The following is a 12,876-nucleotide window of genomic DNA, read 5'->3' on the forward strand; positions in this document are numbered from 1 at the left end:
CCCTATTCTTTAATAGCTACGACTCGCAGTCGGCTTCGGTCCAGATACCACTGTCCATCCCGCATCAGTTGTGGCTGTACTCTTTTCTCAACAGCTTCCATAATAACATCCTGTTCCGCAGGTGTGATGCCGCTGAATAAATACTCCCCGAAGCTGGTCAACCACTTTCTGGAACCTGGCTTGAACGGAGTAAATTGATCCACGTGCTGGGCCAGACTAACTCGAAATCCGTGTTGCTCCAGAAGATTAGCATATTCACCAATGGTCGGGTGATACCACGGATTCCGTCCTTCCCATTTGTATCCACGGGCATTCAGTTCTTCTCTTACCGCTGTAATTAATATAGCCGTGTTACCATTTGCAGCAAACTCAGCCACGAATCGCCCGCCCGTCTTGAGCGCTAACTGTATTGATTGTACTACAGCTGGAGCATCCTTTATCCAATGCAGAACGGCATGAGAGAAGACCGCATCAAACGGTTCTTCTGTCCGATAATGACAAGCATTTGCTACTTGAATATTCATATCAGGATATCTCTGTTTAGCTTGCCTAATCGTCTCTTCTGAAAAATCTATACCTGTTGGCAGCGCTCCTGCGGCTGCAATTTTGGCTGTAATCTCCCCATTACCACAACCCACATCAAGAATACGTTCACCTTGGGATGGCTGGAGCAAGGATAAGATAGGTGTCTCCTGTAACGTAGCAAAAGGAGCGGAATGACCACTCAATGATTCGTTCGTTTGACCGGATGAATGTCCGTTACTCATAGAATATAATCTCCTTCTCAATTAAGGATCTAATGTATCTATAATAACTTCAATATAAGAGAACTGTCAATTCACTCATCACTCAATCACAAAAAAAGCCGCCAGATGGCGACTCTATTCCTCTTTCAGAGACGATGGAGCGCGTTCCCCCTAGACCTGTGTGCCCTAATTTCACATATTCCCTAATTTACACTCTCCTTGAATTTGTGCTGTAAACTGATGTTATCTCGACCTCTTCGGTCACTAGCTCTAACCAGCATGTGAAGTATATCTCTCGATGTACGGAATTTTCTTCGAACTTGATCTGTGATTCGAGCCTGTCAATCAAAATTTGCCTCACATGGTTTGATAACCACTTCATCACCTTGTTCACCCAACTTTTCGAATAAACTTTAACTGCTTAACTCTGTTAACGTATTCTTATTATGCCGAGTTATAGATACCATACGGTATATCAATCGTCTTAATTGATTGCCTGATCCTCTCAGGCCCTCTTTTGGTTCTGTACGGTAAGCTTTATAATGTAAGTAGGTTAAATCCGTGAGGAGGATACATATGACCGAAGAAATATTTCAACCAAAACAGGAATTGAGTGACCTGATCAAACGCCATTCCAATCATAACGGTGCAATGGAAACGGCGATTCCTTCCCTGTTTGTCTATCACCATTCCAAGATTAGTGAACCCGCGTACAGAGTATATAAACCTTCATTTTGTGTAATTGTTCAAGGGTTGAAAGAAGTATTGCTCGCACAGGAGCGTTATGAATACGGACCTTCCAATTACCTGATTGCTTCCATGAATCTCCCGGTCATCGGGCAGATTATCAAGGCATCCGCAGATGCACCCTACTTAAGACTTAAGCTCGAATTCACTCCGAACCAAATTCTCGAAGTACTTAACGAATGTAATATCAAGGCAACATTCAACGAAAACGCCAGACGAGCCATGTTTGTAGGTCAGATGGAATCGTCCATTCAGGATGCTGTACTCCGACTTGTTCGATTGCTGGATACGCCAGGAGAGATTCCGTTTCTGGCTCCGTTGTACGTTAAAGAAATCCTGTTCCGTCTCCTTCAAGGGCCTTACGGAGGAGAACTGGCGCAGATTGCGGTTGAAGGTAGCAGCACTTATCGGATCAGAGAAGCGATTGAGTACATCGTTCATCATTGGGAACAGCCTTTTCGCATTGAAGATCTGGCTGAGACCGCGAGCATGAGCGTCTCTTCATTCCATCGTCACTTCAAAGAGATCACAGCCATGAGCCCATTACAATTCCAGAAACAATTAAGATTACAGGAAGCCCGGCGACTTCTGATGGCCGAATCTGCTGACGCGGCAGATGTAGCGTTCCGGGTTGGTTACGAGAGCGCTTCTCAATTTAGCCGCGAATATGCACGCATGTTCGGTGCGCCGCCAAGAGCCGATATCCGACGGCTGAAAGAGAAATATGACATGGCCTTGAGTGAGTAACCGAGTATGTACTCTCTATCTCACAACTATCTCACAAAAGGCAAACCAAAAAAGGACAACCACAATGAGTTGTCCTTTTTTCAGTATCAAAATTCTGCGTAATTTCTTTTGGATTTATTCCAAATACTCGTATTTATGAGAAGGAAATCGGAACTGTTCTCCTTAATTTTTGAACAAGATTAGACCAATGCTTCGACCCGTTCTGGCACGTGGATCTCTTCGTGCAATAATTGAGTGATATCACGAGTCAGTGCATCCACATTCTCTTGGCGAGTTGCCCAGCTGGTGCAGAACCGTACCGCACTGTGTGTAGCGTCAACCTTTTCCCAGAAGGTGAACGTATAACCGCTGCGTAATTTCTCAAGCAAACGATCAGGCAGAATCGGAAACTGCTGGTTGGTTGGTGAATCGTACAAGAAGCGTACTCCCTGCTGTTCGAGTGAGTCATGAATTCTCAAGGCCATATCTATGGCATGACGAGAAATATCGAGGTACAGACCGTCTTCGAACAACGTTTCGAATTGGATACCCAACAATCTGCCTTTGGCAAGCAGGCCACCTTTTTGTTTGATCATATAACGAAAATCTGGTTTTAGTGCATCATTCAGGATAACAACCGCCTCTCCCATCAATGCGCCAATCTTGGTTCCCCCGATGTAAAACACATCACACAAGCGTGCAAGATCAGCAAGTGTCATATCGCAATCGCGTGAAGCGAGTGCATATCCAAGACGTGCTCCATCCACGAAAAAAGGAAGACCACATGCTCTGCTCACTGTATACAATGCTTGCAGTTCTGCCTTGCTGTACATCGTTCCATTCTCCGTTGGTTGGGATATGTAGACCATTCCTGGTTGAACACAGTGTTCCGGAGACGACTCATTCATGTGTGCACCGTAGACGGCTCTAACCTGCTCAGGCGTGATCTTTCCGTCCTCGCTTGGAACTGTGAGTACCTTATGTCCCGTAGCTTCAATAGCTCCGGTTTCATGAACCGCAATGTGTCCCGAGGACGCAGCAATCACACCTTGATATGGACGCAAAATAGAGGCAATCACCGTTGTATTTGTCTGTGTACCACCAACCAGGAAATGAACATCAGCTTGCTCATTGTCACAAGCCTGACGAATAAGCATTCTCGCCCGTTCGCAGTGTCCATCCGTGCCATACCCGCTCGTCTGTTCCATATTGGTTTCCATCAGTCTTTGTAAAATGCGTTCATGCGCACCTTCGTTATAATCACATTCAAATCGTATCATCGTGTTGTCTCTCCTGCCTTCTTGTTCAACTTCTCTTGTATGTTCATCATGGAGGTGTATACCTCTTGAATCTCTTCTTCATTCAATTCTTGCATCAGCTTCAGGATCTGTTGATCGGATCGGTCATTCAATTGGGCATACAGTTCCTCACCCTTGGCTGTCAGACGAATCAGACTGACCCGGCTGTCGGCCGCAGAATCCACTTTCACCAGCAGTCCTTCCTTGGACAGCTTGTTCACAATTCGGCTCATGTAACTGCGATCAATGGTCAGTGTATCTACCAGATTATTCGCAATGCTCTCTCCCCGAATTCCAATCTCAATAATGACTCGTACTTCTGCAAACGAATACCCTGTTCCGAGAATATGCTTATCGAGTACACCGAGTATGTTGGTATAAAAACGGTTAAAACGTCGCATGTCAGCCAGTATATCTGGATTTATGTACTGAAAGTCGATGTCAAACCCTCCTTTTTAGTGGACATTGTCAACATTATAATAATCACGTTAGTGGACGTTGTCAACATTATATTTTACATAGCATTTTATAACTTCATTTTTAACATCCAAACAGAAAAAAACCGCGCATAAGCGCGGCAAGGTTTACTTGTTTTAGATACTTGATCCAGATACTTAGTCAGCTACTTAAGTTTCTATATAAATTGAACTAAACATTTACACAAAACGGAGAGGACAGAAAGAACCTGAAGAAGCGGAGCGTTCGCCTGAAAGCTTTCTGCAAGAAAGCTACATCGGAAGCATACGCTATCCCCGGATTTCCCCCTTTCTAGAAGGAATCAAAAAATCTGGGGATAACAGCGATCGGAAGGTTGTTCTGTCATCAAAGTGACGAGTGTAATTATTTTTTTGTTCAATTTACATGGATTAAGAGTGACTATATTGCACCTGATGAAGACGGCTGTATATCCCTCCAGCGGCGACCAATTCCTCATGGTTGCCCTGCTCAGCGATACCATCTGTGTTTACTACGATGATTCGATCTGCATTCTTGATAGTTGTCAATCTGTGTGCAATCACAAGTGTAGTTCTGCCCACCGACAATTCAGCGAGTGATTGTTGGATCAGTGCTTCCGTTTCCGTATCCAACGCTGAGGTTGCCTCATCCAGAATAAGAATGGGTGGATTTTTCAAGAACATACGAGCAATAGATAACCGTTGCTTCTGTCCTCCGGATAGCTTGACTCCACGCTCGCCAATGACCGTATCCATGCCATCAGGCAACGTGAGAATCAGTTCCTCCAATGAGGCACGACGGGCGGCATCCCAGATTTGTTCATCCGTTGCACTCAGATCACCATAGGCAATATTCTCCTTAATGGTACCCGAGAACAAAAATACATCCTGTTGAACGATTCCGATATGCTTGCGCAAGGATTGAAGCTTAACGTTACGAATGTCGACGCCATCTACAGTGATACGTCCCTCTTCTACTTCATAGAATCGTGGCAGCAGGCTACAGATCGTCGTTTTACCTGCACCCGAAGGTCCAACAAAAGCCACAGTTTCCCCGGGTCGAACAGACAGACTGATATCACTTAGAATACGCCGACTGGATTCATATCCGAACGAGACGTTTTCGAAGCGAATATCACCCTTCACACTTTCGAATTCAACAGCGTTTTTGCTATCAGCAATTTCAGGTTCCGTATCAATGATCTCCAGATAACGCTTGAAACCAGCGATACCCTTCGGATAACTTTCTATGACAGCGTTAATTTTCTCGATTGGACGGAAGAATATATTGGACAGAAGCAGGAAGGCCATAAAGTCACCCATATTGATTCTGCCATCGATATAAAACCAAGCCCCGCTGATCATGACAAACACCGTAACCAGTCGCATCATCATATAACTGACCGAGATACTTTTTGCCATCGTTTTGTAGGCAAGCAGTTTGGTTTTACGGAAATTCTGATTGTCCACCGCAAAAAGTTCTTTCTCATGTTCTTCGTTGGCGAACGATTGCACAACACGCATACCCCCGACGTTGTCTTCAATACGCGCATTGAAATTGCCGACATCTCCGAAAAGTCGCCGATACGTCTTTGTCATGCGACCACCAAATACGATAATGACCCAAGCCATAATTGGGATAATGATAAAGGTAAGCAGCGCAAGCTCCAGATTAATGTTAGCCATCAGCCAGAACGATCCGATTAATGTCATTATTGCGATGAACACATCTTCAGGTCCATGGTGAGCAACCTCGCCGATATCATTCAGATCATTCGTAAGATGACCAATTAAGTGGCCTGTTTTACGATTATCAAAGAACCGGAAGGACAGCTTCTGCAAGTGAGCGAACATCTTCTCACGCATGTTGGTCTCAATGTTAATGCCCAGCATATGTCCCCAATATGTAACTACATAGTTCAATACGGTATTAAGTGCATAGATGGATAACAGCACGACGCAGGCAAGCATAATGAGAGGCCAATCCTGACCTGGCAACAATTCATTAATGAATTTGCTGACGGCAAGGGGGAAAGCCAACTCCAGAAGACCTGCGAGTACAGCGCATCCAAAATCAATCAAAAACAGTTTTTTATAGGGACGATAATACGAAAAAAAACGACGAATCATACTTATTCACTCTCACTCTCCAGATCCTTGTTGGGGTGTACATCTTCATTTTGCAGCTCGAAAAGATGGATATACTCGTCGATGACCTGATCAATAGCTTTTAACTCCCCACTGATCATTGGGCGAATATGTTCATACTCCTCCTGTCCAAGTTGTCGGACAAGCGTTGTTCTCCGATTCTGCATTTGTTCCAGAAATACAAGAATTCGGCCGCGACGGAATGTTTGCGCACCACGGCCCCGTTTTCCCTCATGTTCAACATGACCTCTTCCACGTCTGGAACGTTCACCACGTTGCTCATTGTCACTCATATCACGTCTCGGACGCTCAACTTGACGTACACTTCCATCCTTCTCTTCGATAGGACGATCTCTCATATTTGCCACCCCCATAACGTGTATACATATGTATACAGCGTATTCATGTATACGATTGTATACGCGATAAAAAGAAGTGTCAACCTAAATTTTCCAATAAAGTAACTACGCTTGTATATTCATCATTTTGCCAACAAAAAAAAGCCGCGATTTCGCGACTTCTTTTGTTGGCGACACTACTATTTTATCTCACTCATAAACTTTCTATATTCTTGAACCATTTCTTTGGATCGGGTGTGATGCAAATAATGTTCTCCCTCAAATGTCATCACTTTTCCATGCACAGAATCTTTGACTTGCTCTTCATGTAATGGTATCCAGCCTTCCGTTTCCGTATCATTCGCCTGTAAGAAGAAAATCAACGGAAGATCTTTGGGGAAGGACAAGTTCTCAGCTGCTTTGAAATTAGGACCAAAGTTTTCGCCTTCATTCAGGTTGTTCGGATTAAACGTATTTTTGAGTGAAAGTATTCTAATTTGTTCTCTGGTCTCATCATCAACATCGGGTGCAATCAGTTGATCAGGGGCCAGTTTCATTAACAATCGGTAGAATCCTGATTTTTTAAGCAGTTTGTACGTTTCGGTTGGAAATGGATCATCATTACCTCCCTGCGTTGGGACGCTGCTCTCAATTCCGACAAATGAACTTACTTCGTTTGGATATTTGTTCACATAATCCAGGCCGTATATCCCTGAAATGGAGTGAGCCATGAGCGTGTAATTATGAATACCAAGTTGCTGTAACGCTTCATGAATTTCACTAACCATATTTTCAGTGGTACGCTCTTTTTCAGTAATGTCACTTAATCCATAACCGAAAGGCTCAATGACAACGACTTTGTAAAATGGAGATAGCTCATCAATAAGCGGTTTGAAATCAAGGGCTGGGGCAGGTGTTCCGTATCCAGGAAGCAATACCACCGTTTCTTTGCCTTTTCCTTGAATCAACACATTCATGTTTTTCCCGTCAACTGCTACAAACTGACCATAGGGTTTTATTTTCCCTTCTTCCGATTTGTTGCTAAATACATTAACAATAAAAACAGTGGCAATAAATAATGCAAAAGCGATAACGATGGCTCCGAATATTTTGAGCAAAATGATTAATATTTTTTTCATCATGATGGTTCTCTCCTGTTGAGTTCGTTTGGTGTTCAGCCGTTTGGAAATCCATTCATTTTATTTTTTTAATGAAATTTCGAATTTGGAACCAACCTCACCTGCAAATACAATACGGCCGTTTTCTGGTAAAACAACATTATTCTTACCGCTGACCACGCTGTGATTAATACAAATTCCGGTCTGGTCATAGACAGCAAAGGCTCCCTTTGCAGGCAACTTCACTGTCATGACTTTTCCTTTCGCAGCCGCTGGTACCGAAAACCATTTGGCATATCCATCTGTTTGAATGGTTGTTGCGGATCGTTTACCCGAATAGATTGGTTTCACCATTTCCTCACTAGCGTATACATAACCTGAAAATGTAAGATACTCTCCTCCGTTCTTTTTGGAGAAATGAATGTCCATCGTATCACGTCCGGCAGTACCCGGAATCTGCAATTGATTGGCTGCTTCGTTGGCTCCAATAATCTTATTATTGGACATATACCCCGGATTCTCTTTATTCAACTGAATAGGCAGGATCGATGTAGCATTAAGATAGAGCATTGATGTGTATTTCTCATTCACCAGATAATATTTTTTACCATCGCGCTTTGCCCATGCAGCGTTAATCTCCTTGGATAATTTATTGGCTTCAAGCTTCTCCCCATTATATTCTGAGAAAGCCAGCTGTCCGAGTCCTGGAACGGATATATAAGATCGTGACCACAAGTAGGTTTTCCCATTTTTCTCCACAACGAATTTCAACTTGTCTGTACCTTCGTTATTAACAAAAGTACCATCTGCTGTATAGGTGTATTCTTGAGCCGGATTACTCGGAGCTGCAAGTGAAGATACAGTCATTTTTCCAGCCGTATTTATTTTGATCTTCATAACCGAATTATTGCCGCCATATATACCTGCATATTTGGATATTCCTTTAGGCATATTTGCCTTCACAGGTACGCCAAATGATTTTTCCGGCTTCCGTTCTTTAATAACGCCCTTTTCCTCAAGTGCGCTGAGTAATAATTCATTGGCAATGAAATTATTGGTTAAGCTTGACCCGCCTGAAGAGATAACGGCTGCAGCCATATTGTATTCCGGAAGTACCACTAATGAGGACTGATAAGATAAAGTATCTCCACCTTTCATAACGGCCTTAATGCCGTATTCGTTGAATGGGAACAAGTTCACACTATCCCACCCCAACCCGTAAGACATCAGCGTATCGCTATCCTCTGGCCACATACCTCTTCTATACTCTTCTTGCGCCATAGCTTCTACAGACTTACTGGAAAGAATACCATCAACTTCTCCCGTGAAGATTCTTGAAAATTTGACCAGATCTTCAGCGGTGGAATACAGACCTCCAGTACCGATGATATTATAATTCTCTTTGGGAAGTGGTCCCTCATAAAAAGGGGAATAGATTGCCGCCATGTCTGACGGATTAACCACATCCTGTGGTGATTTGGTATGTTTCATATCCAATGGCTCCGTGAAATACTTGTGTATAAATGCGGTATAACCGATGCCGCTCACTCTTTCGACCAGAATCTCGGATAACGTAAAGCCATCGTTGCTGTAGACTGAGTATGCGCCGGGATCTGCTTTCAGGTTTTGATTCGCCAATTGCTCCAGAAACGTATCATGTGAATACGTGTCATTATCTCCGTACAATGTGGCATTGCTGGTTGAGGTGCCCAGAAGACCGGAGGAATGATTCAGCAACATACGGGGTGTAATCTGTTTGTATCGGTTATCTTTCATTGTAAAGTCAGGCATATAGTTCACAACAGGCGCATCCAAATCAATCTTGCCTTCGTCAACCAGCTTCATTACAGCGGCTGTAAGCATCATTTTACTGGTTGAACCAATGCCATAGACGGTGTTCGAAGTAAGAGGTACCTTGTCGTTTATATCGTTCTTGCCCGTTTGACCGGACACCACAATCTCTCCACCATCGATGAGCGCATATTGCAGACTCGTCGTACCATATGTCTCGGTCAGTAATTTGGCTTTTTCGATCACGGCTTTCTTTGTTGTCTCATACGTAAGGTTGCTGTTGTTCATGGGAGCCGGTGCGGCCATTGCAGACATTGGGGCAAGTATCGTCAGCATGAGAGTCACAGCAGCTATAGTATTTCTCTTTCTTGCTCTCCTCACACTCATCTTCAGTTTTGTTACCTCTCTTGGTTTCATTCTTGCATCTACTCCTGTCTTCATCATTGTGTTAAGCCACCTTAACGTGGCCGCTAAAGACAATATAACAAACCAAGATGTCCCCCTAATGACTACAGCATGAACGGAGGATGAACAGGCAAAAAAAGTTTGCATCATCACACGCAAGGAGGTTTATACAGGGTGTCATAACCTAGTGAAGGCATGAAATCCAATCACTCTGTGGGTGTTGTGATTGGCAAGATGACTATGAAGGTCGTTCCTCGTCCATATTCGCTCTCCACCCGGATGTCCCCTTGATGAAGCGAGACGATCTGCTTTACAATAGCTAGTCCCATACCGCTTCCTTCATATTTCTGACTGTGGGAACGATCAGCTTTAAAGAAGCGGTCAAATATACGCTTTTGGTCTTCCGGGAGAATCCCAATACCCGAATCCGATATGCGGATCGTCACGTTCTTGATATTCTGTTTGATCCTGATGCTAATTCGGGCACCATCTTCGGAAAATTTGATGGCATTGCCGAAGATATTGATCCACACCTGATTTAACCGGTCATGATCGGCCGTGATTTTGGTGGGCTGCAAATCAAGATCAAACTGAATGTTACGGGCCGACCATTGGGGTTGAATAGCGACGATTACTTGTCTGATCTGTTCATCCAGACTGAGCCTGGCGAGCCGCATTTGCAATGATTGAGATTCAAGCAAACTCAGCTTTAACAGACTATCACTTATTTTGGACATTCGTGCAGTTTCAGTGATGATAATATCGAGATAATCGCTTCTTTCGTCATCCGGGAGGTCTACCTGCTTGAGCGCTATAGCAAAACCGGAAATGGAAGTGAGCGGAGACTGAACTTCATGGGACACGTTTGCTACGAATTCCCTGCGCATCTGCTCAAGCTGCTGTAGATCGTGCATCATTTCTTCGAAACTACGAGCCAGAGTACCTATCTCACCCTTTTGTTTAATATTAAGCTTGACGTTGAAATCTCCAGCAGCTATAAGCCGGGTCGCTTCTGTCAGCTTTTTGATCGGTCTCACCAGAAACATAGCCGCAATTAGTATCAATAGGCTCCCTGCTATTAACGAACAAATCATAAAAGTTAAAACAAACTTGATAAGAAATGAGGTGGAAGAGGAAGTGAGGGGCTCTACAAACATTGCTACGCTTCCCATTTCAGTTTTTATCGGCAATCCCAAGAAGATCGTATCGATTCCATTGACTTGGACCCTTTCCCCATCCAGCACTTTCTTCACTTGTTCTGTCGTCACTAGGAAAGGATGTTGTCCTTTAAGTTCTCCATAGGATTGGAATTGATCCGTTGCTTTATAGATTCGAATGTGATAGGAATTGAGTTGTTTCATTTCACTTATAAACATTTCTGCTTCATGTAACGGCAATGTCTCGTAGATGCGGACGATATCCTGGCCAAAGTCAAGCAAGGAGCCTTGTAAGTTTTCGTTTAATTTATCTTGAAATATCCAGGTTGTAGCAAGAAAAGAAAGGATTATGCCCCCGATCACGGAGACCAGAAAGGTCAGGACTACGCGTGTATACAAGGAACCGATCACTCCTGCACCTCAAGCCGGTAGCCAAGCCCGCGCACCGTTTCAATACGAAAATCGGAGATAGCCGCAAAACGTTCGCGTAGACGTTTAATATGCACGTCTATCGTTCGATCATCGCCAGTATAATTAATCCCCCAAACTTGCTGGATTATTTGCTCCCGCGTATAGACTTGTCCCGGTAATCCAGCAAGCTTATACAATAATTCGAACTCCTTAAGCGGCAAGGTGAACGACTCTGTACCCCTCATGACCTTATAAGTCTGCCGGTTCAGGATGACGTTGCCTAACTGGATGGTCTGCGTTAAACCTATACGGTATCGTTTCAACAGTGCCTTTACGCGAGCCATCAACTCAAGCGGATCGAATGGCTTCGTCATATAGTCATCTGTCCCAAGCTGAAATGCTTGTACTTTCTCCCAGGTCTCGTTTCTTGCCGTCAACATTAGTAACGGAAGATCCGGATTGGCTCTTCGAAGTTCCTCGCATAATGCCCAACCGTCCATGACTGGCATCATAATATCAAGAATAACCAAATCGACTGGCGTGGAGGTATAGATAGCCAGGGCTTCCTTTCCGTCTACGGCGTTGATGGTTGTAAATCCGTCGTTGCGCAAAAATAAACAGACGAGTTTGCGAATGTTCGCATCGTCGTCAGCAACTAATATCGTAGGCACCGTTTCCACTCTCCTAAAAAAGAATAATTCTTCAGTTGAGCAAGAGCGAAGAATTCTAACTGAAGTGACAAACTAATTATAGTTAAATTGAACAAAAGCAGCCGATTACATTGTTCGGCTGCCTTCTTAGTTTCGTTAAATTAACCTATCATGTTAGCTCAATCATATCAACTCTGAGATAAACATTGGTGTAGCTCCATCCTCCGTATTAAAGCCAAATTTATTATAGAAATCCACTGCATGAGGATAAGAAATTAATACTTTTGTTTTACACTCTTTATATCGATCAAGCATTATATTCATCATTTCCTTACCTATACCTATACTCTGATAACTCGGATTAATAAGCATATAATGAAAATATACCGTTAAAACACCATCTGACAAAGCATTTATTAAACCGACAAGCTTTCCTCCTTCCCAAGCGGTAACAATTGAATGAGACCCTGCGATTGCTTGTAAAAGCTCGTTTGGATACTTACCAGACTCCCATTCTACCGAAAGAAATAACTCTTGGAGTGCATCCTTAGTGATATCCTCTTTGCTTGAAGCGTAATAAATACTCACCCTATACCTTCCTCTCATAAAACTAACAGCAATAAAATAATACAGACAAAGCCATTTCGGATTTCTCAAAGTGAATAATCACTACATTTACCTCAATATACTATTAAAAATATATATACAAAATGGATTAAACGAAGTCGAATTTGTATTTATTTACATGTGAGAATTCATAAAAATACTTCTTTTACATAAGCATACTAATCCTGAGAGACTTTAGCGTTAATCTGCCCCTTAGTTTAACTGAAAGACAGTCGACTATTTAGCCGGCTGTCTACTTAGAGGGGATAATACCATTCTG

General features: G+C 43.3%; 11 protein-coding genes. 1 reads left to right on the forward strand and 10 read right to left on the reverse strand.

The features are described from left to right. Positions 1-2: 2 nt before the first annotated feature. Entirely contained in the window at positions 3-767 is a 765-nt protein-coding gene (locus MHB71_RS10835; protein WP_340029565.1) for a methyltransferase domain-containing protein, read from the reverse strand. A gap of 555 nt (positions 768-1,322) precedes the next feature. Between MHB71_RS10835 and MHB71_RS10840 the strand changes: the two genes are divergently transcribed. Continuing rightward, positions 1,323-2,240, forward strand: a complete 918-nt coding sequence (locus MHB71_RS10840; RefSeq protein ID WP_340029566.1) for an AraC family transcriptional regulator — start codon at positions 1,323-1,325, stop codon at positions 2,238-2,240. Between the two features lie 179 nt (positions 2,241-2,419). On the opposite strand, the gene MHB71_RS10845 is transcribed toward MHB71_RS10840, so the two are convergent. The 9 genes from MHB71_RS10845 to MHB71_RS10885 all read right to left on the reverse strand — a co-directional run bounded on the left by MHB71_RS10845 (position 2,420) and on the right by MHB71_RS10885 (position 12,578). Next, positions 2,420-3,499, reverse strand: coding sequence for a low specificity L-threonine aldolase (locus tag MHB71_RS10845; RefSeq protein ID WP_340029567.1), 1,080 nt, complete (start codon positions 3,497-3,499; stop codon positions 2,420-2,422). Next, complete coding sequence (locus MHB71_RS10850) at positions 3,496-3,918, reverse strand: MarR family winged helix-turn-helix transcriptional regulator (RefSeq protein ID WP_036670809.1); 423 nt, start codon at positions 3,916-3,918, stop codon at positions 3,496-3,498. Before MHB71_RS10850 ends, MHB71_RS10845 begins: the two co-directional genes overlap by 4 nt. Positions 3,919-4,383: 465 nt before the next feature. Beyond that, entirely contained in the window at positions 4,384-6,102 is a 1,719-nt protein-coding gene (locus tag MHB71_RS10855; protein WP_282321518.1) for an ABC transporter ATP-binding protein, read from the reverse strand. A gap of 2 nt (positions 6,103-6,104) precedes the next feature. Continuing rightward, positions 6,105-6,479: a hypothetical protein gene (locus tag MHB71_RS10860; RefSeq protein ID WP_315371712.1), complete on the reverse strand. Its 375-nt coding sequence runs from the start codon at positions 6,477-6,479 to the stop codon at positions 6,105-6,107. A gap of 179 nt (positions 6,480-6,658) precedes the next feature. Continuing rightward, on the reverse strand, positions 6,659-7,600 hold the full coding sequence (locus MHB71_RS10865) for an alpha/beta hydrolase (protein WP_339199494.1): 942 nt from the start codon (positions 7,598-7,600) through the stop codon (positions 6,659-6,661). A gap of 57 nt (positions 7,601-7,657) precedes the next feature. Continuing rightward, positions 7,658-9,784 carry a serine hydrolase domain-containing protein gene (locus tag MHB71_RS10870; protein ID WP_340030161.1) on the reverse strand — a complete coding sequence of 709 codons (2,127 nt, stop codon included), beginning with the start codon at positions 9,782-9,784 and terminating at the stop codon, positions 7,658-7,660. 194 nt (positions 9,785-9,978) lie between these two features. Beyond that, a complete protein-coding gene (locus MHB71_RS10875; protein ID WP_340029568.1) occupies positions 9,979-11,340 on the reverse strand; it encodes a HAMP domain-containing sensor histidine kinase in 1,362 nt (453 codons plus the stop codon). Continuing rightward, a complete protein-coding gene (locus tag MHB71_RS10880) occupies positions 11,337-12,011 on the reverse strand; it encodes a response regulator transcription factor (RefSeq protein ID WP_076327686.1) in 675 nt (224 codons plus the stop codon). The genes MHB71_RS10875 and MHB71_RS10880 overlap by 4 nt, the downstream gene beginning before the upstream one ends. 162 nt (positions 12,012-12,173) lie before the next feature. Next, the gene (locus MHB71_RS10885; protein ID WP_340029569.1) at positions 12,174-12,578 is read right to left on the reverse strand and encodes a GNAT family N-acetyltransferase; all 405 of its coding nucleotides are present in this window, start codon (positions 12,576-12,578) and stop codon (positions 12,174-12,176) included. Positions 12,579-12,876 lie beyond the last annotated feature (298 nt).

This window comes from Paenibacillus sp. FSL H7-0940 (assembly GCF_037979415.1).
GTDB lineage: Bacteria > Bacillota > Bacilli > Paenibacillales > Paenibacillaceae > Paenibacillus > Paenibacillus amylolyticus.

Bases quoted from the DNA above. Each gene is read 5' to 3' on its own strand.
- MHB71_RS10835 (WP_340029565.1), bottom strand. From the start codon at position 767: ATGAGTAACGGACATTCATCCGGTCAAACGAACGAATCATTGAGTGGT.
- MHB71_RS10840 (WP_340029566.1), top strand. From the start codon at position 1,323: ATGACCGAAGAAATATTTCAACCAAAACAGGAATTGAGTGACCTGATC.
- MHB71_RS10845 (WP_340029567.1), bottom strand. From the start codon at position 3,499: ATGATACGATTTGAATGTGATTATAACGAAGGTGCGCATGAACGCATT.
- MHB71_RS10850 (WP_036670809.1), bottom strand. From the start codon at position 3,918: ATGCGACGTTTTAACCGTTTTTATACCAACATACTCGGTGTACTCGAT.
- MHB71_RS10855 (WP_282321518.1), bottom strand. From the start codon at position 6,102: ATGATTCGTCGTTTTTTTTCGTATTATCGTCCCTATAAAAAACTGTTT.
- MHB71_RS10860 (WP_315371712.1), bottom strand. From the start codon at position 6,479: ATGAGAGATCGTCCTATCGAAGAGAAGGATGGAAGTGTACGTCAAGTT.
- MHB71_RS10865 (WP_339199494.1), bottom strand. From the start codon at position 7,600: ATGATGAAAAAAATATTAATCATTTTGCTCAAAATATTCGGAGCCATC.
- MHB71_RS10870 (WP_340030161.1), bottom strand. From the start codon at position 9,784: ATGAAACCAAGAGAGGTAACAAAACTGAAGATGAGTGTGAGGAGAGCA.